The organism is Streptomyces thermoalcalitolerans, from assembly GCF_039525155.1.
GTDB classification, from domain to species: domain Bacteria; phylum Actinomycetota; class Actinomycetes; order Streptomycetales; family Streptomycetaceae; genus Streptomyces; species Streptomyces thermovulgaris.
Genome location: NZ_BAAAHG010000003.1, coordinates 122,719 through 144,426, shown reverse-complemented (window position 1 = coordinate 144,426; position 21,708 = coordinate 122,719). Strand labels below are relative to the sequence as shown.

Genomic DNA, 21,708 nt, shown 5'->3' with positions numbered 1-21,708 from the left:
GAGGGGTGCGGTGAGGGGTGCTGTGACGACCGGCCGGCGGCCGTCGGCACCCCGGTGACGGCAGCCCTCGGACAGGGGATATGCCGGACTTGTGAGCGCCCGAAATGCCCGGTTTCACAAGTGAGCCCGCGGGGGCGCGGATGAGTGATCAACAGGGGCAATTGGTATGAGAAAACCGCATGAAATCCGGATGATCCGGGCGCCCGAACCGAAGGGGCCGCAAGGCTACCGGCGGGTATAGGACACTGTGCCGCCTTGATGTCACCGAGGGGGTCTCGGAGCGGTAGGGTCGGAGGTGGTCGGGGACATCCCATACAGCTCGCCGGTGTCGAAACCGGCGTACCAACGAGGAGATCGGTTCGTGACGATCCGCGTAGGCATCAATGGTTTTGGCCGCATCGGCCGTAACTACTTCCGCGCGCTGCTGGAGCAGGGTGCAGACATTGAGGTCGTGGCTGTCAACGACCTGGGTGACACCGCGACCACCGCTCACCTGCTGAAGTACGACACCATCCTCGGCCGCCTCAAGCAGGAGGTCACGCACACCCAGGACTCCATCACCGTCGACGGTCACACCATCAAGGTGCTGTCCGAGCGCAACCCCGCCGACATCCCGTGGGGCGAGCTCGGGGTCGACATCGTCATCGAGTCCACCGGCATCTTCACCAAGAAGGAAGACGCCGAGAAGCACCTCGCCGGCGGCGCCAAGAAGGTCATCATCTCCGCCCCGGCGAAGAACGAGGACGTCACCATCGTCATGGGCGTCAACCACGAGACGTACGACGCCGCCGACCACCACGTCATCTCCAACGCCTCCTGCACCACCAACTGCGTGGCGCCGATGGCGAAGGTCCTCGACGAGAACTTCGGCATCGTCAAGGGCCTGATGACCACTGTGCACGCGTACACGAACGACCAGCGCATCCTGGACTTCCCGCACAAGGACCTGCGCCGCGCTCGTGCCGCCGCGCAGAACATCATTCCCACCACCACCGGCGCCGCCAAGGCCACCGCCCTGGTGCTGCCGCAGCTCAAGGGCAAGCTGGACGGCATCGCCATGCGCGTCCCGGTGCCCACCGGTTCCGTCACCGACCTCGTCGTGGAGCTCTCCCGCGAGGTCACCAAGGAAGAGGTCAACGCCGCCTTCCAGAAGGCCGCCGAGGGCGAGCTGAAGGGCATCCTCGAGTACACCGAGGACCCGATCGTCTCCTCCGACATCGTCAACGCGCCGGCGTCCTGCACCTTCGACTCCTCCCTGACGATGGTTCAGGACGGCAAGCAGGTGAAGGTCGTCGGCTGGTACGACAACGAGTGGGGCTACTCCAACCGTCTCGTCGACCTGACGGTCTTCGTCGGCAACCAGCTCTGATCGCCAGAGCGGGCACGTCGATGTGACATCAGGGCTCGGGCAGCGCGCACGCCGCGTCGCCCGGGCCCTGACGCACGTACGCACGGCGGGACCCGCCCGCGGGAACCGGACCGGCCCGCGTGCCGGGCGGCCGGCCCTCGTACGATCAAGAGCCCCTTTCCAGGAGTCCGAATCATGAAGACGATCGACGAACTTCTCTCCGAAGGCGTGGACGGCAAGCGGGTCTTCGTCCGCGCCGACCTCAATGTGCCGCTGGCCGACGGCGTCATCACCGACGACGGCCGCATCCGCGCCGTACTGCCCACCGTCAAGGCGCTCGCCGACGCGGGCGCCAAGGTGGTCGTGGCCTCCCACCTGGGCCGCCCCAAGGGCGCCCCGGACCCGGCGTTCTCCCTGCGGCCCGCCGCCGAGCGGCTCGGCGAACTCCTCGGCACCCCGGTGGCGTTCGCCGAGGACACCGTCGGCCCCGCCGCCCGCGGGGTCGTGGACGGCCTTCGGCCCGGACAGGTCGCGGTCATCGAGAACCTGCGCTTCAACCCCGGCGAGACCTCCAAGGACGACACCGAGCGCGGCGAGTTCGCCGACCGGCTCGCCGCGCTCGCGGACGTCTACGTCGGCGACGGCTTCGGCGCCGTGCACCGCAAGCACGCCTCCGTCTACGACCTCCCGGCCCGTCTGCCGCACTACGCCGGCCACCTCATCGCCACCGAGGTCGGCGTCCTGAAGAAGCTCACCGAGGACGTCCGGCGGCCCTATGCCGTCGTGCTCGGCGGTGCCAAGGTCTCCGACAAGCTCGCCGTCATCGACCGGCTGCTCGGCAAGGCCGACCGGCTGCTCATCGGCGGCGGCATGGCGTACACCTTCCTCAAGGCCCAGGGATACGAGGTCGGCAAGTCCCTGCTGCAGGAGGACCAGCTCCCGGCCGTGAGGGAGTACATCGAGCGCGCCGAGAAGACCGGCGTCGAGCTGGTCCTGCCCGTGGACACGATGGTCGCGTCCGGCTTCCCGGATCTGAGGACCAAGGCCCCGGCCCACCCCACCGCGGTGTCCGTGGACGCCATTCCGGCCGACCAGGAGGGCCTGGACATCGGCCCCGAGACCCGCAAGCTGTACGCCTCGAAGCTCGCCGACGCCGCCACCGTCTTCTGGAACGGCCCGATGGGCGTCTTCGAGCACCCCGACTTCGCCGAGGGCACCAAGGCGGTCGCCCAGGCCCTGGCCGACTCCGGCGGTTTCACCGTCGTGGGCGGCGGCGACTCCGCCGCGGCCGTCCGTACGCTGGGCTTCGACGAGTCGGCATTCGGCCACATCTCGACCGGAGGCGGCGCCTCCCTCGAATACCTCGAGGGCAAGACGCTCCCCGGCCTCGCCGCACTGGAGGACTGACACCGCATGAGCACGCGCACGCCGCTGATGGCGGGCAACTGGAAGATGAACCTCAACCACCTCGAGGCTCTCACGCACGTCCAGAAGCTCGCCTTCGCCCTGGCCGACAAGGACTACGAGGCCGTCGAGGTCGCCGTTCTGCCGCCCTTCACCGATCTGCGCTCCGTGCAGACCCTGGTCGAGGCCGACGAACTCAAGATCAAGTACGGTGCCCAGGACATCTCACGGCACGACTCCGGCGCCTACACCGGCGAGGTCTCCGGTCCGATGCTGGCCAAGCTCCGGTGCACCTACGTCCTGGTCGGGCACTCCGAGCGCAGGCAGTACCACAACGAGACCGACGAGCTCGTGAACGCCAAGATCAAGGCCGTCTACAAGCACGGCATGACCCCGATCCTGTGCGTCGGCGAGGAACTGGAGGTCCGCGAGGAGGGCAACCACGTCTCGCACACGCTCGCCCAGGTCGAGGCCGGCCTGAAGGACATCCCGGCCGGACAGGCCGGGAACCTCGTGATCGCCTACGAGCCCGTCTGGGCCATCGGCACCGGCAAGGTCTGCGGTGCCGACGACGCCCAGGAGGTCTGCGCCGCCATCCGCGGCAAGATCGCCGAGCTGTACTCGCAGGAGGTCGCCGACCAGGTCCGCATCCAGTACGGCGGCTCCGTCAAGTCGGGCAACGTCGCCGAGATCATGGCGCAGCCCGACATCGACGGCGCCCTGGTCGGCGGTGCCTCGCTGGACGCGGACGAGTTCGTCAGGATCGTGCGTTTTCACGAGCAGTGAGCGAGGCGGTGAGCCGGGCCGTGAGTATGCGGCAGCGGCGATCCGTCGTACTCTTGCGGGGGCACGGTGACCGCCGTGCCCCCGTCGTCCGTCCGAATCCGGGGAAGTTGGTCCGGCCGTGGTTTTGGTGTTCTCGATCCTCCTGATCTTCTTCAGCCTGCTGCTGATGCTGCTGGTGCTGATGCACAAGGGGAAGGGCGGCGGCCTCTCCGACATGTTCGGTGGTGGCGTCCAGTCCTCCGTCGGCGGCTCCTCGGTCGCCGAGCGCAACCTCGACCGCATCACCGTGGCGGTCGGGCTGCTGTGGGTGGCATGCATCGTGGTGCTCGGCATTCTGATGAAGACGGGCAACTGAACAACCGCCCCACAGAATCCGTACGTAAGGTCCCATGGTCGGTACGCGCTCCCGGGCGCGTCTTATCATGGGGCCTGCGTCTGTGTGCGGGGGGCTGTAACTCCAGTCACTGGACGCGCGTTGGGCCTTACGTAGACTGAGGCGCTCGCAGCGAAGCGGTACGCCGACTCGCTTCGCGGCACCATTACGCAGGGAGTTACACCGTGGCAAGTGGCAACGCGATCCGAGGAAGCCGGGTCGGGGCGGGGCCGATGGGCGAGGCCGAGCGCGGTGAGTCCGCGCCGCGTGTGCGCGTCTCCTTCTGGTGCGCCAACGGGCACGAGACTCAGCCGAGCTTCGCCACCGACGCGCAGATCCCCGACACCTGGGACTGCCCGCGCTGTGGTTTCCCGGCCGGTCAGGACCGGGACAATCCGCCGGCACCGCCGCGCACCGAGCCCTACAAGACGCACCTCGCCTATGTGCGCGAGCGGCGCAGCGACGCGGACGGCGAGGCGATCCTCGCCGAGGCGCTCGCCAAGCTGCGGGGCGAGATCTAGATCCAGGAGCAGTTCCAGAAGCCGGTTCCGGCCTGTGCCGCTCGCGGACGGGCCGGAATCGTCGTGCGTTCGGGCGACCGGCCGCCGCGGACCGGTTGTCAGTGCCGCCCCCTACGGTGTGCCGCACAGGTGAATCGCCGAGGGGAGAGCCATGGCATCGGGCGGGACCGCGGGCACGGGTGGGCCCGCCTGGCGCGGGGGATTCGGGCGGCTGTGGAGCGCCGCCGTGCTGTCCGGCTTCGGTGATGCGCTGCGTACGGCCGCGCTGCCGCTGCTCGCCGTGTCGCTGACCGACGACCCGCTGCTCATCTCCTCCGTCGCGGCCTGCGGCCAGCTGCCCTGGATCGTCTTCGGGCTGCTCGGCGGCGCCGTCGCCGACCGGGTGGACCAGCGGCGCGCGATGTGGGCGGTGGACACGGTACGGGCCCTGCTGGTCGGCGGTTTCGCCGTGGCCGTGGCCCTCGGGCACGCCTCGATCGGCCTGCTTCTCGCCCTGGCCTTCGCGCTGACCACTCTGCAGACGCTCTTCGACAACGCGGCCACGGCCCTGCTGCCCGCCCTGGTGGAGCCGCAGGCACTGGGCAGCGCCAACGCCCGGCTGATGACCGGACAGCGCGTGGCCGGCGGGCTGCTCGGCGGCCCGGCCGTGCCGCTGCTGCTCACCGCCGGTGCCGCGGCCCCGTTCGCCGCCAACGCCGCCACTTATCTGGCGGCCGCCGCGCTCGTGGCCTCCCTGCGGATCCCGGGACCCGAACGGCCGCCGAGACCGGCGGGCAGCACGCTGCGGCGTGAGACGGCCGAGGGACTGCGCGCCCTGGGACGGGACCGGGTGCTGCGCGGGCTGTGCGCGGCCACCGCGCTGTGCAACGTCGGGATGGGCGCCCTCATCGCCACCCTGGTGATCCTCGTGACCGGCTGGCTGGGCGCCGGAACCAAGGGATACGCGGCGGCGCTGACGGCGTACACGGCCGGCAGCCTGGCCGGGGGAGTGGCGGGCGGCCGGATCGTGGCCCGGCTGGGACGGGTGCGGACCGTGCTGCTGGCCGGGACGGTGCAGACCGCCGCGCTGGTGGTGATGGGAGTGGTGCGCAGTCTGCCCGTGGCGGTGGCCGCACTGGCCGTGTTCGGGCTGATGGGCATGGTGTGGAACGTCAACACGACCACCCTGATGCAGCAGCGCAGCCCCGCCGGGATGCTGGGCCGGATCAGCGCGGCCTTCCGCACCTTCTCCGTGGCCGGGGCGCCGCTCGGGGCGGTGCTCGGCGGGGCGGTCGCCGCCGCGTGGGGACCGAACCTTCCGGCCCTGCTCACGGCCGGGTTCTTCGTCCTGTCCGTGGCCGCGCTGACACCCGTGCGAGCGGTGGACGTAAAGGTGGGTACGCCGGACGACGGCGTCACGACGACCCATGCCGCTCGCTGATCAACTAGGTTGGACCGGCAGCGGGGCAGGACAGCGAGAAAAGAGGCTGAAAGTCCGAATGAACGCAGACGGCCGTACCAGGCTCAACCAGAGGCCCGAGTGGACCGCCCTGGCCAAGCACCGGGAGGAGCTCGCCGACACCCATCTGCGGGATCTGTTCGCCGCCCACCCCGAGCGCGGCGAGGCGTACACCCTCCAGGTCGGCGATCTGTACGTCGACTACTCCAAGCACCTGATCACCGACGAGACGCTGCGGCTGCTGCGGGAGCTGGCCGCCGCGACGAATGTGTTCGCCCTGCGGGACGCCATGTTCCGCGGCGAGAAGATCAACGTCACCGAGAACCGGGCCGTGCTGCACACCGCGCTGCGCGCCCCGCGGGACGCGGTGATCGAGGTCGACGGGGAGAACGTCGTACCGAAGGTGCACGCGGTGCTGGACAAGATGGCCGACTTCGCCGACCGTGTCCGCTCCGGCGAGTGGACCGGCCACACCGGCCGGCGGATCCGCAATGTGATCAACGTCGGCATCGGCGGCTCCGACCTCGGCCCCGCGATGGCGTACGAGGTGCTGCGCTCCTACACCGACCGCGATCTCACGGTCCGCTTCGTGTCCAATGTGGACGGCGCCGACCTGCACGAGGCCACCCGCGACCTGGACGCGGCGGAGACGCTGTTCATCATCGCCTCCAAGACGTTCACCACCATCGAGACGGTCACCAACGCCGCCTCGGCGCGGAACTGGCTGCTCAGTGAGCTCAAGGCCGGCCCGGAGGCCGTCGCGAAGCACTTCGTGGCGCTGTCGACCAACGCGCAGAAGGTCGCCGAGTTCGGCATCGACACGGCCAACATGTTCGAGTTCTGGGACTGGGTCGGGGGACGGTACTCCTACGACTCCGCGATCGGCCTGTCCCTGATGATCGCCATCGGCCCGGACCGCTTCCGGGAGATGCTCGACGGCTTCCGCCTCGTCGACGAGCACTTCCGCACGGCGCCCGCCGAGTCCAATGTGCCGCTGCTGCTGGGCCTGCTGGGCATCTGGTACAACAACTTCCACGGCGCCCAGTCGCACGCCGTCCTGCCGTACTCGCACTACCTGTCGAAGTTCACGGCCTATCTGCAGCAGCTCGACATGGAGTCCAACGGCAAGTACGTCGGCCGGGACGGACGCGAGGTGGAGTGGCAGACCGGGCCCATTGTGTGGGGCACGCCGGGCACCAACGGGCAGCACGCGTACTACCAGTTGATCCACCAGGGCACCAAGCTGATCCCGGCGGACTTCATCGGCTTCGCCGAGCCCGTCGCCGAGCTGAACGGTGAACTCAAGGCCCAGCACGACCTGCTGATGGCCAATTTCTTCGCCCAGACGCAGGCGCTGGCCTTCGGCAAGACCCCGGACGAGGTGCGCGCCGAAGGGGTGCCCGAGGACCTGGTGCCGCACAAGACGTTCAAGGGCAACCACCCCACGACCACGATCCTCGCACGCGAGCTGACGCCGTCGGTGCTCGGCCAGCTCGTCGCGCTCTACGAGCACAAGGTCTTCGTGCAGGGCGCGATCTGGGACATCGACTCCTTCGACCAGTGGGGTGTCGAGCTCGGCAAGGTCCTGGCCAAGAGGGTGGAGCCCGCGCTCACCGAGGGCGCCGAGGTACCCGGCCTGGACCCCTCCACCAAGGCTCTGGTCGCCACCTACCGGAAGCTGCGCGGCAGGCAGTGAGAAGGCGGGGAAGCGGGCGGCACCCGTCGCCCGCTTCCCCGGCGCCCTCCGGGTGATGCGGTCCCCGGGCGGTCGTGACGGCGAGCGCTCGGGGGAGCACGGAAGGCCGCGCACGCGTACGCGGCGGGCCGGCGGTGTGCCGGCGGCCCGGAAAGGAGTCAGGCGACCGCGCTCAGGGTGTCCGCCAGACGGCGGCGGGCCGCCCGGGCGGCCGGGAGGGCGGCGAGGGCGGCGGCGCCCAGCACGGCGGCCGCCCCGAGCAGCAGCAGGAGCAGCGGGGGCGGCTCCTGGGCGATTCCCGTGCCGATGCCGCTCGATCTGCCCTGGGCGTCGATCAGCCAGCGCGCCAGCGGCAGCCCCAGGGCGATGGCGGCCAGCGCGGCCGCCAGCGCCGACAGAGCGGTGGCCGTGACCGTGATCGCGGTGATCTGGCGGGGGGAGAGACCGATGGCCTTCAGGGCCAGAAGGTCCCGCTCGCTCTCACGGATCGTGCCGCCGATCGCCGTCAGCAGCTCGATGAGACCGATGAGGGCCAGCACACAGACCAGACCGACGACGACCGCGTCCAGCGGGGACAGGCCGTCGGCCGGATTGGGCACGGCGTGCACCTCCAGGTGCCCGCCCCCCGCGGTGACCAGGGACCGTGCGACCGCGTCGCGGTCCGCGTCCGGGGCGAGACGGAGGTGGTACAGCGTGGGACGCAGGTCCGGATCGTTCTCCCGGAGGGTCTCCAGGGAGGCCGAGATCACCCGTCCGGCGTTCTCCGGCTCCAGGCTGCGGCCCACGATGTGCAGGATCTGCGGCCGGTCGCCCACCATCATCCGGACCCAGTCGCCCACCTGCACGCCGAGCAGGTCCAGCAGACCCTGACCGGCCACCGCCTCGTCGGGGCCGTCGGGCCGGCGGCCCTCGGCCAGGGCGTACGGGTAGGGCTCCTCACGGGTGCCCAGGCCCCGCAGGGCGATCGTGGCCGTCTGGCCGGGGACGAGCGCGGCCACCTCCACCCCGGGGTGGACGGCGGCGACCCCCCGCTCACGGGCCAGCAGCGCCCGGGCCTCCTCGTCGCTCAGAGTGCTGTCCGCGCGGACGGTCAACGCGGCCGGCAGCCCCACCTCCTCCGGCCTGCTGTGGAACCGGTCGATCGTCGACCACGCGCTCATCGCCACCACGATCAGCAGCAGCGGCAGCGCCAGCCGTCCCACCGTGGCCAGGGTGCGCACCCGGAGGGTGACCACCTTGTGCCAGCCCAGCACCAGCGCGGGCGACAGCCCCAGTCCCAGGACCCGGCGGGTCAGACTCCTCAGCCGGACGGCTGGCGCGGCCGCGGGCCGCGGCACGGGCACCGGCGGCACCCGTCCCGCCCGCCAGGCCGCCAGCCCCGTCACGGCGCCGATGAACAGCACCGCGCCCACCGGCACCGCGAACAGCGTCACCGGGTGGCTCGGCAGCCCCTGCCACACCCCGACCGCGTCGCCCAGCCGGCCCGGGATCCTCGCCCCCAGCGACTGGGTCAGCACCGCCGCGGCCGCCGCGCCGAGCACGGCGTACGCCACATGCTGGAACAGGAAGATCCGGACCACCTGATCGGGCGTGAAGCCGATCGCCTTCAGCACCGAGATGTCCCGCAGGTGCCCCCTGATCCGGGTGCCGATCGCGCCGTGCACCGCCAGCCCGGCCGCGATCAGCGCGCCCAGGCCGAACAGGCCCAGCACCTGGCCGAGCAGCCGGTTGTCGCCCTGCGCCTCGGCCCACGCCTGCTGCCAGGTGGACACCTCGCCGACCGCGCCCGCACCCAGCACGGTGACGGCGCGCTGGACGGCGTAGTCGGTGTCCTCCGGGTCGGTCAGCCGCAGCCCGATCACCCGGCTGTTGGGGTTGCGCACCGCGGACGGGTGCGCCCACACCACCCCCTCCCGCTCACCCGGCCGGTAGCGCGGCTCCGCGCTGTCCGCGATGCCCACCACCGTCAGGGTGCGCGCGGTCCCGGGCAGGGTGAGGACGTCCCCGGGCTCGGCCAGCAGCGCCTGGGCCAGCCGGCTCTCCAGGACCACGCCGTCCGGCTGCCGGGCGTCCAGCCAGCGCCCGGCGACGAGCAGCGGCCGGCCCACAGCGGGCCGTGAGGGCGTGGCGCGCAGTTCCACCAGGGCGCGGATGCCCCGGGAGGAGACGGTGGCGGTCTCGGTGGGGTACGCGCCGGTGACCTCCTCCACACCGTCCAGCGAGGCGAGCCGGTCCGTGTCGGCGGACCTCGCCGTGTGCAGCCACACATGGGCCCCGTGGGACTGGGTGAAGACCCGCTGCCAGGGGTTGGTCGCATAGCCGAACAGCGCGGCGGCCAGCAGCAGCGAGGCGACGATGCCGGCCGTGGCCAGCACGAAGAACAGCGCCTCCCCGCGGTGCGCGCGCAGATCCGAGTGCGCCCAGCGCAACATGGCCCGCACCGGACTCAGCCCCTCGCCCGGGGCGCGTGCGTCACCCAGCACTTCACCGCACTCAGTCCCTCAGCTCCAGCACATCCGAGATTCCCGGCCCCCGTGACGGTGTCGTCCCGTCCAGGGTCATGTCGTCGACGATCCGGCCGTCGAAGAAGCTGATCACCCGGTCCGCGGAGCTCGCCAGCCGGGCGTCATGGGTGACCATGACGATCGTCTGGCCCCGCTGGTGGAAGCGGGACAGCAGCCGCATCACCTCACGGGTGCCCCTGCTGTCGAGGCTGCCGGCCGGTTCGTCGGCCAGCAGCAGCGGCGGGTGGTTGACCAGGGCGCGGGCGAGCGCGACCCGCTGCTGCTCGCCGCCGGACAGCTCGCCCGGCATGCTGCGCTCCTTGTCCTCGAGCCCCAGCTCGGCCAGCAGGGCCTCCCGCTCGGCGCGGGCCTCTTTCGGGGTGCGGCCGGCGAGCAGGGCGGGCAGCTCGACATTGTCGGCGACGGACAGATTGGAGACCAGGTTGAAGAACTGGAAGACGATGCCGATGCCGCTGCGGCGCTCCTCGGCCCAGCGGGCCTCGCTGTAGGAGTCGGTGCACCGGCCGTCCAGCCAGATGCTGCCCTCGTCCGGCCGCTGCAGCCCGCCGAGCAGATGCAGCAGCGTGGACTTGCCGGCCCCGGAGGGACCGGTGATCGCCACGAACTCGCCGCGCGTCACCGACAGGTCCACCCCGCGCACGGCACGTGCGGGTGCACCCTCGCCGTAGTGCGTCTTCACCAGCCCCTCGGCCCGCAGCAGCTCCGGAGCCCGGACGTCGCTCACTCCAGCTCCTCCAGTTCCTCCTGGCACCGTTCCAGCCAGTCCAGGTCGGCCTGCAGGTGCAGCATGGCGCCCTCGATCAGCAGATGGGCGATTCTGTTGTCCCGGTCCTCGGCCGCCGCCAGTTTCGACAGCTGGCGCATGGTGTTGAGGTACTGGCGCCGCTGCTTGTTGATCAGAGCGATCTGGTCCGCGAGGCCGGTCTGCGGGGCGAGGGCGAGCTTCAGGAAGAACTCGTCCCGCACCCGCGGCTCGTCCTCGGGCTTCTGGAACCAGGCACTCACCGCCTCGCGCCCGGCGTCGGTGAGGCGGTAGATCTTCTTGTTGGGGCGGCCGGTCTGTTCGACCTCCTCGCCCTCGATCAGTCCCGACTTCTCGAGGCGGCCGAGGGTCACGTAGATCTGGCCGATGTTGGGCTGAGGGTACGCGGAGCCCAGCAGTTGCTCAAGGTCCTGCTTCAGCTCGTAGCCGTGGGCGGGACCACGTGCGAGGAGGGCCAGGAGGGGCAGGCGCACGCGTGCTCTCCTCCTAGGGCCTCGTCGGACGCGTCATACGCAATGTGCTCCAACCCCTAGTATCGCCCATACCTAACAGGTATACATGGCCTGACTTCCGGCGAAGGCGCCTGGACTGTGTGCAAGGAGGAACCTATGCGGTGGATACGTGCCGCCGGTAGGGGCCTTCTTGTCCTGGTGATGGTCATGGTCGGCTGTGTCGCCTCCGGCGCCCGTGCCGACGAGGGCCGCGGCGACGGCAGAGGACCGCTCACCCTGGCCACCGCCGGCGATCTCACCGGCTATCTCGGTCCGCTTCTGGAGGGCTGGAACCGCACCCACCCCGACGAGCGGGTCACCCTCGTCGAGCTGCCGGACTCCGCCGACGAGACCCATGCGCAGATGACCACCGATCTGCGCGGCGGCAACCGCAGCCGGTTCGACGTGCTGAACATCGACGTCAACTGGACCTCGGAGTTCGCCGCCGCCGGCTGGATCCGCCCGCTGCCCCGCGACCGCTTCCCGCTGGAGGACTTCCTGCCGCCGGTCGTGGACACGGCCACGTACAACGGACGGCTGTACGCGGTGCCGTACGTCACGAACGCCGGGCTCCTGCTGTACCGCAAGGACATCCTCGACCGGGAGGGCGTCCCGCCGCCGCGCACCTGGGCCGAGCTGGAGCACGCCGCGAGGACGATCGCACCGAAGTACGGACTGGACGGCTACGCGGGCCAGTTCCTGCCGTACGAGGGGCTGACCGTCAACGCGGCCGAGGCCGTGTACTCGGCGGGCGGCACGATCCTCGGCGACGAGGGCGAGCGCGTCACCGTCGACTCGGGCGCCGCCCGCGAGGGCATCGGCTTCCTGGCACGCGGCTTCCGTGAGGGCTGGATCCCGAAGGAGGCGCTGACGTACAAGGAGGAGGAGTCCAAGCAGGCCTTCCGGGACGGCCGGCTGCTCTTCCTGCGCAACTGGCCGTACGCCTACGCCGTCGCCTCCGCGCCGGGTTCCCCGGTCGCCGGGAAGGTCGGTGCCGTGCCGCTGCCCGGGCCCGAGGGGCCGGGGACCAGTGTCCTCGGCGGCTCCAACCTCGCCGTCACCACCCATGCGCGGCACCCCGAGTCCGCCGCACGTCTGATCGCGTACCTCACCAGCGAGCGCGTCCAGCGCCAGGTGCTCACCGAGGGCGCGCTGCCGCCGGTGCGCGCCGCGCTCTACGAAGACCCCGCACTCGTGCGGCAGTTCCCCTATCTGCCGACCCTGCGCAAGGTCGTGCTGGCGGCCGCGCCGCGCCCCAAGAGCGCGCACTACAACCAGGTCAGTCTGGTGGTGCAGGCGGTCGTGCACGACACCCTGACCGGACAGCAGACGCCCGAGGCGGCCGTACGGCGGCTCGCCCGTGAGCTCGCGTCCGTCTCCCCTCGCTGAGTCTCAGCCATCTCCCTACTTACATGTTAGGTAACGCGGGGGTCTCGACTGCGTGCAATACGCCCAGAAATATCCGGATTAAGAGGGCCAACTACCCGGTAACTGCCGCACAATTCATTGACACTCTCCCGACACCGATACTTAACATGCATGCATAACAAGTGCCCTTCCCACAGGAACAGGTCAACGGGTTGAACAGGCATGGTTGGTGGCGCGACGCCGTGATCTACCAGGTGTACGTCCGGAGTTTTCTGGACAGCACCGGTGACGGCATCGGCGATCTGGCCGGCGTCCGCGCGGGACTGCCCTATCTGAAGAAGCTGGGCGTCGACGGGATCTGGCTGAGCCCCTTCTACCCCTCTCCGCAGCACGACCACGGGTACGACGTCGCCGACTACTGCGACGTCGATCCGGTCTTCGGGGACCTCGAGGAGTTCGACCGGCTGGTGGCGGCCGCCCACCGGCTCGGCATCAAGGTGCTGCTGGACATCGTCCCCAACCACTGCTCGAGCGAACATCCGTGGTTCCGCGAGGCGCTGGCCGCCGGACCCGGCAGCGCCGCCCGCGCCCGTTTCCACTTCGCCGACGGCCGCGGCCCCGACGGCTCCGAGCCGCCCAACAACTGGCACGCCATGTTCGGCGGCCCCGCCTGGACCCGGGTCACCGAGCCGGACGGCCGCCCCGGCCAGTGGTACCTGCACATGTTCACGCCCGAGCAGCCCGACTGGAACTGGCGCAACCCCGAGATCTCCGCCGAGTTCGACCGGATCCTCCGCTTCTGGCTCGACCGGGGTGTCGACGGCTTCCGTGTCGACGTCGCCGCCGGCCTCTACAAGCACCCCGAGCTGCCCGACGCGGACGACCCCGAGGCCGACGCCCGCGCCCGCGACTCGGTCAACCCGCTCGCCTGGAACCAGCCCGAGGTGCACGACGTGTGGCGGCACTGGCGCTCGGTGTGCGAGGAGTACACCGCACGCGACGGCCGCGAACGCCTGCTGGTCGGCGAGGTGTCCGTGCCCAGCGCCCGCGAGCACGCCAAGTACGTCCGCCCCGACGAGCTGCACCAGGCCTTCTTCTTCGACCTGCTCGGCGCTCCCTGGGACGCCGACGCCTTCCGCAAGGTCATCTCCGAGGCCATGAAGGACATCGCCGGCACCGGGTCCACGGTCACCTGGGTCCTCAACAACCACGACCAGGTCCGCGCCGTCACCCGCTACGGCGAACCCGCCACCGGGGGGAGCGGACTGGGGGCCGCCCGCGCCCGCGCCGCCGCGCTGCTGATGCTGGCGCTGCCCGGAGCCGCGTACATCTACCAGGGCGAGGAACTGGGCCTGCCCGAGGTCGTCGACCTGCCCGACGACGTGCTCACCGACCCGATCTTCCACCGCACCGGAAGCCGGGCCCGCATCCGCGACGGCTGCCGGGTGCCGCTGCCCTGGTCGGGCCAGGCCTCCCCGTTCGGCTTCACCACCGGGGAGCAGAACGCCAAGCCCTGGCTGCCGCAGCCGGACTACTTCGCCGAGTACGTCACCGAGCGTGCCCTCGCCGACACCCGCTCCTTCTGGCACCTGTACCGCGACGGCCTGCAACTGCGCTCCTCGCTGCCCCAGTTGGGCGAGGGCACGCTGCGCTGGCTGGACACCCCGCCGGACGTCCTCGCCTTCGCCCGCGACGACCTGGTCTGCGCCGTCAACTTCGGTACGGCCCCCATGCCCGCGCCGGTCCCCGGCGTTCCGCTGCTGACCAGCGGTCCCTGTCCGCCCGGAGTGCTCGCCGGATCGACCGCCGCCTGGTGGGTCACCGACGAGACCCCCGAGCCCTGAGGTGCCGCCGGCTTGTAAGAACCGTCACTTTCCCATCCGATGAAGGGACATCAACGATGATGCGACGACGTACCACCCTCCTCACCGGCTGCATCGCTCTCGCTCTGGCGCTCGGCACGACCGCCTGCGGTGGTTCCGACCCCGTCCCCGCGAGCGGCGGCGACAAGTCGCTCAGCGGTCAGACGGTCACCGTGGCCGGCGTCTGGTCCGGCAGTGAGCAGAAGAACTTCCAGAAGGTGCTGGACGCGTTCTCGGAGAAGACCGGCGCCAAGACGCAGTTCATGTCGACCGGTGACAATGTCTCCACCGTCGTCGGCAGCAAGATCGAGGGCGGCAACGCCCCCGACGTCGTGATGGTCCCGCAGCTCGGCGTGCTCCAGCAGTTCGCCAGGAAGGGCTGGCTCGAGCCGCTGTCCGACACCGCCCAGAAGTCGGTGGACGCCAACTTCGCGCCCGTGTGGAAGCAGTACGGCAGCGTCGACAACACCCTGTACGGCCTGTACTTCAAGGCCGCCCACAAGTCGACCGTCTGGTACAGCCCCGAGGCACTCGACCAGGCCGGGGTCAAGCCGCCCAAGACGTACGACGAGATGCTCGACGCCGGACGCACCATCTCCGACTCCGGGCTCGCCGCCTTCGCGGTCGCCGGACAGGACGGCTGGACCCTGACCGACTGGTTCGAGAACATCTACCTCTCCCAGGCCGGCGCCGAGAAGTACGACGCCCTCGCCGCGCACAAGCTGAAGTGGACCGACGACAGCGTGGTCAAGGCGCTCACCACGCTCGGCAAGCTGTTCAAGGACAAGCAGCTGATCGCGGGCGGGCAGAAGGAGGCCCTGAACACCGACTTCCCGGGTTCGGTGGAGAAGGTGTTCGGCCCCAAGCCCGAGGCGGGCATGGTCTACGAGGGCGACTTCGTCGCCGGTGTCGCCCACGACCAGTTCGGCAAGAAGATCGGCGAGGACGCGAACTTCTTCCCGTTCCCGCCGGTCGACGGCGGCAACGCGCCGGTGGTCAGCGGCGGTGACGCGGCGGTCGTCCTCAAGGACGGCAAGAACCCCAAGGCCGGTATGAAGCTCGTGGAGTTCCTGGCCACTCCGGAGGCCGCGGCCGTGTGGGCCAAGGCCGGCGGCTTCCTGTCCCCGAACAAGAACCTCGACCTCGCCTCCTACGGCGACGACGTCACCCGTGCCACCGCCAAGTCCCTGGTCGAGGCCGGTGACGCGGACGCGGTCCGGTTCGACATGTCCGACCAGGCCCCGGCGGCCTTCGGCGGCACCAGCGGGGCCGGTGAGTGGAAGATCCTGCAGGACTTCCTGCGCGACCCGTCGGACCCGAAGGGCACGGCGGCGAAGCTCGAGGCCGCGGCGGCCAAGGCCTACAAGGACCAGGGCTGACCTGCCATGTCGTCCACCACGCTCACGAAGAAGAAGGGCGTGAGCCCCCCGTCGCCCGCCCCTGACGCCCAGGCGCGTCGCCGGGCGCGGCGGCGGGGGCAGGTCATCGCCCTGCTGTTCGTGCTCCCCGCGCTGCTGCTGCTCGGCGCGCTGGTCGTCTACCCGGTGCTGTTCTCCATCGGCCGGAGTCTCTTCGACGCCTCCGGCACCCGGTTCGTCGGGGCGGACAACTACACCGAGATGTTCAGCAACCCGGCGACGCTGAAGGCCATCCGGAACACCGCGATCTGGGTGGTCGTGGCCCCGGTGCTGCTCACCGGACTCGGACTGATCCTCGCCGTCCTGGTGGAGAAGGTCCGTTGGGCGACGGCGTTCAAGCTGCTGCTGTTCATGCCGATGGCCGTGTCCTTCCTGGCCGCCGGCATCATCTTCCGGCTCGCCTACGACGAGGACCCGGACAAGGGCGTGCTCAACGCCGCGGTGGTCGCCGTGCACGACCTCTTCGAGGACTCCTCGTCGTATCCCGCCGCCCGCGCCCGCGAGGGACACGGGCTGACCCGGGGCGACGACGGCTCGTACACCACCCGTGCCGGCCTGTCGCCGGGCGACACGGTGCATCTGCCGATGGTCGGCGTGCCGCCCAAGGAGCTGCCGGGTGACGCCAAGCCGGCGTACGCGGCGGCCGGGAAGGAGGCCGCGGGGGACGAGCTGCGCGGTGTCGTCTACCTGGACTTCACCCCCGGTGGAGGCGGCACCCAGGGCGAGGTCGACAGCAACGAGAGCGGACTGCCCGGCATGAAGGTCGAGGCCGTGCGTGACGGGAAGACCGTCGCGAGCACCACGACCGCCTCCGACGGCTCCTTCCGCTTCACCGGCCTGGAGGCCGGGTCGTACCAGGTGAAGCTGCCCAAGTCCAACTTCGACCCACCCTACCAGGGCATCTCCTGGCTCGGCCCGACGCTGGTCACCCCCATGATCATCGGGGCGTACCTGTGGATCTGGACCGGGTTCTCGATGGTGCTGATCGGGGCCGGACTGTCCACGCTGCCGCGGGACGCGCTGGAGGCGGCGCGCATCGACGGGGCGAACGAATGGCAGATCTTCCGCCGGATCACGGTGCCGCTGCTGGCCCCCGTCCTGACGGTCGTCTTCGTCACCCTCGTGATCAACGTGATGAAGGTCTTCGACCTCGTCTACATCATCGCACCCGGCCCGGTGCAGGAGGACGCCACCGTGCTGGCGACCCAGATGTGGCTGGTGTCCTTCGGCGGCGGCAACAACCAGGGTCTCGGCAGTGCGCTCGGTGTGCTGCTGCTGGTCCTGGTGATCCCCGCGATGGTGTTCAACATCCGCCGTTTCCGAAGGAGTCAGCGATGAACGCGATCAGGCGGGGCCTGGGCCACTGGCTCGTCCAGGCGTTCCTCGTGGTGGTCGGCCTGCTCTGGCTGACCCCGCTCGTCGGACTCCTCGCGTCGTCGCTGCGGTCGCCGGAGGACAACGCGAGGGGCGGCTGGTGGACGGTGTTCGCCGACCCGGCGCAGCTGTCGTTCGAGAACTACTCGGCGCTGCTGAAGAACGCGGGCATGACGCAGGCGTTCTGGAACACCGTGCTCATCTCGGTGCCGGCGACGGTGCTGGTCGTCATCATCGCGGCGCTGGCCGGATACGCCTTCGCCTGGCTGGACTTCCCGGGGCGGGACCCGTTGTTCCTGCTGGTGGTGGCGTTGCTGGTGGTGCCCGTGCAGATCGGTCTGCTGCCGGTGGCGAAGCTCTTCGGGCAGCTGGGCCTGTTCGGCACGATCCCCGGCGTGGTGCTCTTCCACGTGGCCTATGGGCTGCCGTTCGCCGTGTTCCTGCTGCGGAACTACTTCGCCGAGATACCGAAGGAGATGCTGGAGGCGGCCCGGATGGACGGCGGCACCGAGTGGCGGATCTTCACCCGGCTGGTGCTGCCGGTGGGCCGGCCGGCGATCGCCAGCCTCGCCATCTTCCAGTTCCTGTGGGTGTGGAACGACATGCTGGTGGCCCTGCTGTTCGCGGACACCTCGTCGCAGCCGCTGACGGTGGAACTGCAGTCGCAGATCCGGCAGTTCGGAAGCAACATCGACGTGCTGGCGCCGGGGGCGTTCCTGTCCCTGGTGGTGCCGGTGATCGTGTTCTTCGCCTTCCAGCGGCACTTCGTGCAGGGAGTGATGGCGGGATCGGTGAAGTAGGAAGGTGAGAACGGCCGGCGGGGACGACGGCCCGGGTTTCCCGCCCCGCCGCCCCCTCCTGCTCCCGGTCCGGGGTACGCCCCGTTCCCGACCCGGGGCGCACCCCACCTCCCGTCCGGCGCTCGACGACTCCTGGGCTCTCGTCTCGAGCGCCGGACGGACCTTTTCACGGGCCTTTTTGACGGGCCTTTTGACGGGCTTCTTTCACGCCAGCGCCGGCGGATACAGCGACTTCGGAAGCTGTGCGGCCGCCGCGGTGTCCAGGAGCCACAGGGTGCGGGCCCGGCCGTACGCGCCCGCTGCCGGGGCCTGGATCTCACCCGCGCCCGAGAGGGCGATGGCCACCGCGTTCGCCTTGTCCTCGCCCGCCGCCAGCAGCCAGACCTCGCGGGCCGAGCGGATGGCGGGAAGGGTGAGCGAGATCCGGGTCGGCGGCGGCTTCGGGGAGCCGTGGACGCCGATGACCGTGCGCTCGGTCTCCCGCACCCCGGGGTGCTCCGGGAAGAGCGACGCCACATGGGTGTCCGGACCCACGCCCAGCATCAGGACGTCGAACGCCGGGACCGGACCGTGGCTTTCGGGCCCGGCCGCGCGGGCCAGCTCCTCGGCGTAGGCCTCCGCCGCCGCCTCGACGTCCGCGCCCCAGGGGCCGTCCGAGGCGGGCATGGCGTGCACCCGCTTGGGGTCCACGGGCACGGAGTCCAGCAGGGCCTTGCGGGCCTGGGTGACATTGCGCTCCGGGTCGCCCTCCGGCAGGAACCGCTCGTCGCCCCACCACAGGTCCAGACGGCTCCAGTCGATGGCGTCCCGGGCGGGCGCGGCCGCCAGGGCGGCCAGGACGCCGTTGCCGTTGCGGCCGCCGGTGAGCACCACGGACGCCGAGCCCCTGGACGCCTGCGCGTCCACGATCCGGGTGATCAGACGGGCCGCGGCGGCCTGCGCCATCAGCTCCTTGTCCCGGTGGACGACCAGCTGGGGAGTGCTCACTGCACCGCCTCCTCCCGCGGCACGGGCAGCGCGGCCGGCTCCTGCGGGGAGGCCGGAGAAACCGGGGCCGCCGCGGACACCGGGGACGCCACGGGCGCGTTCAGCTTCTCCACGCCGAACTTCAGCGCCGAGGCGTAGATGTCGTCCGGGTCCAGCCGGCGCAGCTCCTCCGCGAGCAGCTCGGCCGTGTCGCGCCGCTTCAGGGCCACCGCGCGCTCCGGCTGACCCTCGATGGACAGGGTCGCCAGGCGGCCGTCGGCCCGGTCCAGGGTGATCGGACCGCGGTTGGTGGCCAGACGGACCGCGGTCAGCCCCGGCCCGCCGGACGGGGAACGTTTCACCGGTACGCCCAGCCGGTCCGCGAGCCACATCGCCAGCAGCTCGCAGCTCGGGTTGAACTCCTCGCCCTCCACCTCGACGGACTCCACCGTGCAGGTGACCTGGTCGAGGGCGGCGGCCAGCATCGAACGCCAGGGCGTGATCCGGGTCCACGCCAGATCCGTGTCCCCCGGGGTGTACGCCTGGGCGCGCGCCGAGAGCTCCTGCACCGGGTGCTCGGAGGTGTAGGTGTCGGTGATCCGGCGCTGTGCCAGGGAGCCCAGCGGGTCCCCGGCCGGGTTCAGCGGGGCGTTCACCGGCCACCACACCACGACCGGCGCGTCGGGCAGCAGCAGCGGCAGCACCACCGACTGGGCCTGGTCGGCGACCTCGCCGTACAGCCGCAGCACCACCGTCTCGCCGGTGCCCGCGTCCGCGCCCACCCGCACCTCGGCGTCCAGCCGCGAGGACGTGCGGTCTCGCGGGGTGCGCGAGACCCGCCTGATGACCAGCAGAATGCGCGAGGGGTGCTCCCGCGAGGCGTTGCCGGCGGCTTTCAGCGCGTCGTAGGCGTTCTCCTCGTCGGTGACGATGACCAGGGTGAGCACCATGCCCACGGCCGGGGTGCCGATCGCCCGGCGGCCCCGCACCAGCGCCTTGTTGATCTTGCTGGACGTGGTGTCGGTCAGGTCTATCTTCATGGCCGCCGCCAGCTCCGTCCGTCTCGTGCGAGCATCTCGTCCGCCTCGGCCGGCCCCCACGTCCCCGACGCGTACTGCGCGGGCCTGCCGTGCTTGTCCCAGTACTCCTCGATGGGGTCGAGGATCTTCCAGGACAGCTCGACCTCCTCGGTGCGCGGGAACAGGTTGGAGTCGCCGAGCAGCACGTCCAGGATCAGCCGCTCGTACGCCTCCGGGCTGGACTCCGTGAAGGACTCGCCGTACGCGAAGTCCATCGACACGTCCCGGATCTCCATCGACGTGCCCGGCACCTTGGAGCCGAAGCGGACGGTGACGCCCTCGTCCGGCTGGACCCGGATGACGATGGCGTTCTGCCCGAGCTCCTCGGTGGCCGAGGTGTCGAAGGGGGAGTGCGGGGCCCGCTGGAACACCACCGCGATCTCGGTGACCCGGCGGCCCAGCCGCTTGCCGGTGCGCAGATAGAAGGGGACGCCCGCCCAGCGGCGGTTGTCGATCTCCAGCTTGACGGCCGCGTAGGTGTCGGTCTTCGACTGCTTGTCGATGCCCTCTTCCTCGAGGTAGCCGATCACCTTCTCGCCGCCCTGCCAGCCGGCCGCGTACTGCCCGCGCACCGTGTACTTGCCCAGGTCGCTCGGCAGCCTCACCGCGCCGAGCACCTTGGTCTTCTCCGCGGCCAGCGCGTCCGCGTCGAAGGAGGCGGGCTCCTCCATCGCGGTCAGCGCGAGCAGTTGCAGCAGATGGTTCTGGATCACGTCACGGGCGGCGCCGATGCCGTCGTAGTAGCCGGCCCGGCCGCCGATGCCGATGTCCTCGGCCATGGTGATCTGCACATGGTCCACATAGGACCGGTTCCAGATCGGTTCGAACATCTGGTTGGCGAAGCGCAGCGCCAGGATGTTCTGGACGGTCTCCTTGCCCAGGTAGTGGTCGATGCGGAAGACCTGCTCCGGGGCGAAGACCTCGTGCACGACCTTGTTCAGCTCCTCGGCCGACTTCAGGTCGTGGCCGAACGGCTTCTCGATGACCGCGCGCCGCCAGGAGCCGGGCGGCTGCTCGGCCAGGCCGTGCTTCTTCAGCTGCTTGATGACGACGGGGAAGGACTTCGGCGGCACCGACAGATAGAAGGCGAAGTTGCCGCCCGTGCCCTGCGCCTTGTCCAGTTCCTCGATCGTCCCGCGCAGCCGTTCGAACGCGTCGTCGTCGTCGAAGGTGCCCTGCACGAAGCGCATCCCCTGGAGGAGCTGCTGCCAGACCTCCTCGCGGAACGGCGTGCGCGCGTGCTCCTTGACGGCGTCGTGCACCACCTGGGCGAAGTCCTCGTTCTCCCAGTCGCGGCGGGCGAAGCCGACCAGGGAGAAGCCAGGCGGCAGCAGACCCCGGTTGGCGAGGTCGTACACCGCGGGCATCAGCTTCTTGCGCGACAGGTCGCCGGTGACCCCGAAGATGACCAGGCCCGACGGCCCCGCGATACGCGGGAGCCGTCGGTCGGCGGGGTCACGGAGCGGGTTCGCCCCAATGACGGAAAGGGGAGCCAA

At 70.6% G+C, this 21,708-nt stretch carries 18 protein-coding genes; 12 read left to right on the top strand and 6 right to left on the bottom strand.

Translation table 11 applies throughout. The annotated features are described in order from the left end of the window. Positions 1-361 precede the first annotated feature (361 nt). From gap to pgi, 7 genes are all read left to right on the top strand, one after another. Positions 362-1,369, top strand: coding sequence for a type I glyceraldehyde-3-phosphate dehydrogenase (gene gap, locus ABD224_RS03425; RefSeq protein ID WP_344046576.1), 1,008 nt, complete (start codon positions 362-364; stop codon positions 1,367-1,369). A 174-nt stretch (positions 1,370-1,543) separates the two neighbouring features. After that, a complete protein-coding gene (locus ABD224_RS03420; protein WP_344046574.1) occupies positions 1,544-2,755 on the top strand; it encodes a phosphoglycerate kinase in 1,212 nt (403 codons plus the stop codon). 6 nt (positions 2,756-2,761) lie between these two features. Next, a complete protein-coding gene (gene tpiA, locus ABD224_RS03415; RefSeq protein WP_344046572.1) occupies positions 2,762-3,538 on the top strand; it encodes a triose-phosphate isomerase in 777 nt (258 codons plus the stop codon). A gap of 118 nt (positions 3,539-3,656) precedes the next feature. Beyond that, the gene (gene secG / locus ABD224_RS03410; protein ID WP_344046569.1) at positions 3,657-3,893 is read left to right on the top strand and encodes a preprotein translocase subunit SecG; all 237 of its coding nucleotides are present in this window, start codon (positions 3,657-3,659) and stop codon (positions 3,891-3,893) included. 251 nt (positions 3,894-4,144) lie between these two features. Next, the gene (locus ABD224_RS03405) at positions 4,145-4,432 is read left to right on the top strand and encodes an RNA polymerase-binding protein RbpA (protein WP_344046733.1); all 288 of its coding nucleotides are present in this window, start codon (positions 4,145-4,147) and stop codon (positions 4,430-4,432) included. A 151-nt stretch (positions 4,433-4,583) separates the two neighbouring features. Continuing rightward, positions 4,584-5,852, top strand: coding sequence for an MFS transporter (locus ABD224_RS03400; protein ID WP_344046567.1), 1,269 nt, complete (start codon positions 4,584-4,586; stop codon positions 5,850-5,852). A gap of 58 nt (positions 5,853-5,910) precedes the next feature. After that, on the top strand, positions 5,911-7,566 hold the full coding sequence (gene pgi, locus ABD224_RS03395) for a glucose-6-phosphate isomerase (RefSeq protein ID WP_344046565.1): 1,656 nt from the start codon (positions 5,911-5,913) through the stop codon (positions 7,564-7,566). A 158-nt stretch (positions 7,567-7,724) separates the two neighbouring features. On the opposite strand, the gene ABD224_RS03390 is transcribed toward pgi, so the two are convergent. Genes ABD224_RS03390 through ABD224_RS03380 form a run of 3 tightly spaced genes read right to left on the bottom strand, consistent with a single transcriptional unit; the run spans position 7,725 to position 11,327 of the window. Next, positions 7,725-10,007: an ABC transporter permease gene (locus tag ABD224_RS03390; protein ID WP_344046731.1), complete on the bottom strand. Its 2,283-nt coding sequence runs from the start codon at positions 10,005-10,007 to the stop codon at positions 7,725-7,727. A 52-nt stretch (positions 10,008-10,059) separates the two neighbouring features. Then, entirely contained in the window at positions 10,060-10,815 is a 756-nt protein-coding gene (locus tag ABD224_RS03385) for an ABC transporter ATP-binding protein (RefSeq protein WP_344046563.1), read from the bottom strand. After that, entirely contained in the window at positions 10,812-11,327 is a 516-nt protein-coding gene (locus ABD224_RS03380) for a PadR family transcriptional regulator (RefSeq protein ID WP_344046561.1), read from the bottom strand. Before ABD224_RS03380 ends, ABD224_RS03385 begins: the two co-directional genes overlap by 4 nt. A 135-nt stretch (positions 11,328-11,462) precedes the next feature. On the opposite strand from ABD224_RS03380, the gene ABD224_RS03375 reads away from it, so the two are divergent. The 5 genes from ABD224_RS03375 (at position 11,463) to ABD224_RS03355 (ending at position 18,167) form a co-directional block, all read left to right on the top strand. Beyond that, positions 11,463-12,734, top strand: coding sequence for an ABC transporter substrate-binding protein (locus ABD224_RS03375; RefSeq protein WP_344046559.1), 1,272 nt, complete (start codon positions 11,463-11,465; stop codon positions 12,732-12,734). Positions 12,735-12,925: 191 nt separating this feature from the next. Further along, entirely contained in the window at positions 12,926-14,557 is a 1,632-nt protein-coding gene (locus ABD224_RS03370) for a glycoside hydrolase family 13 protein (protein ID WP_344046557.1), read from the top strand. A 56-nt stretch (positions 14,558-14,613) separates the two neighbouring features. Then, a complete protein-coding gene (locus ABD224_RS03365; protein WP_344046555.1) occupies positions 14,614-15,954 on the top strand; it encodes an ABC transporter substrate-binding protein in 1,341 nt (446 codons plus the stop codon). A 6-nt stretch (positions 15,955-15,960) separates the two neighbouring features. Next, positions 15,961-17,331 carry an ABC transporter permease gene (locus tag ABD224_RS03360; RefSeq protein ID WP_344046553.1) on the top strand — a complete coding sequence of 457 codons (1,371 nt, stop codon included), beginning with the start codon at positions 15,961-15,963 and terminating at the stop codon, positions 17,329-17,331. After that, complete coding sequence (locus tag ABD224_RS03355; RefSeq protein ID WP_344046551.1) at positions 17,328-18,167, top strand: carbohydrate ABC transporter permease; 840 nt, start codon at positions 17,328-17,330, stop codon at positions 18,165-18,167. Before ABD224_RS03360 ends, ABD224_RS03355 begins: the two co-directional genes overlap by 4 nt. A gap of 204 nt (positions 18,168-18,371) precedes the next feature. On the opposite strand, the gene pgl is transcribed toward ABD224_RS03355, so the two are convergent. From pgl to zwf, 3 genes are read right to left on the bottom strand one after another with little or no spacing between them, the layout of a single operon-like run. After that, entirely contained in the window at positions 18,372-19,112 is a 741-nt protein-coding gene (pgl, locus tag ABD224_RS03350; RefSeq protein ID WP_425580907.1) for a 6-phosphogluconolactonase, read from the bottom strand. A 38-nt stretch (positions 19,113-19,150) separates the two neighbouring features. Next, on the bottom strand, positions 19,151-20,173 hold the full coding sequence (gene opcA / locus ABD224_RS03345; RefSeq protein WP_344046547.1) for a glucose-6-phosphate dehydrogenase assembly protein OpcA: 1,023 nt from the start codon (positions 20,171-20,173) through the stop codon (positions 19,151-19,153). Continuing rightward, complete coding sequence (zwf, locus tag ABD224_RS03340; RefSeq protein WP_344046545.1) at positions 20,170-21,708, bottom strand: glucose-6-phosphate dehydrogenase; 1,539 nt, start codon at positions 21,706-21,708, stop codon at positions 20,170-20,172. Before zwf ends, opcA begins: the two co-directional genes overlap by 4 nt.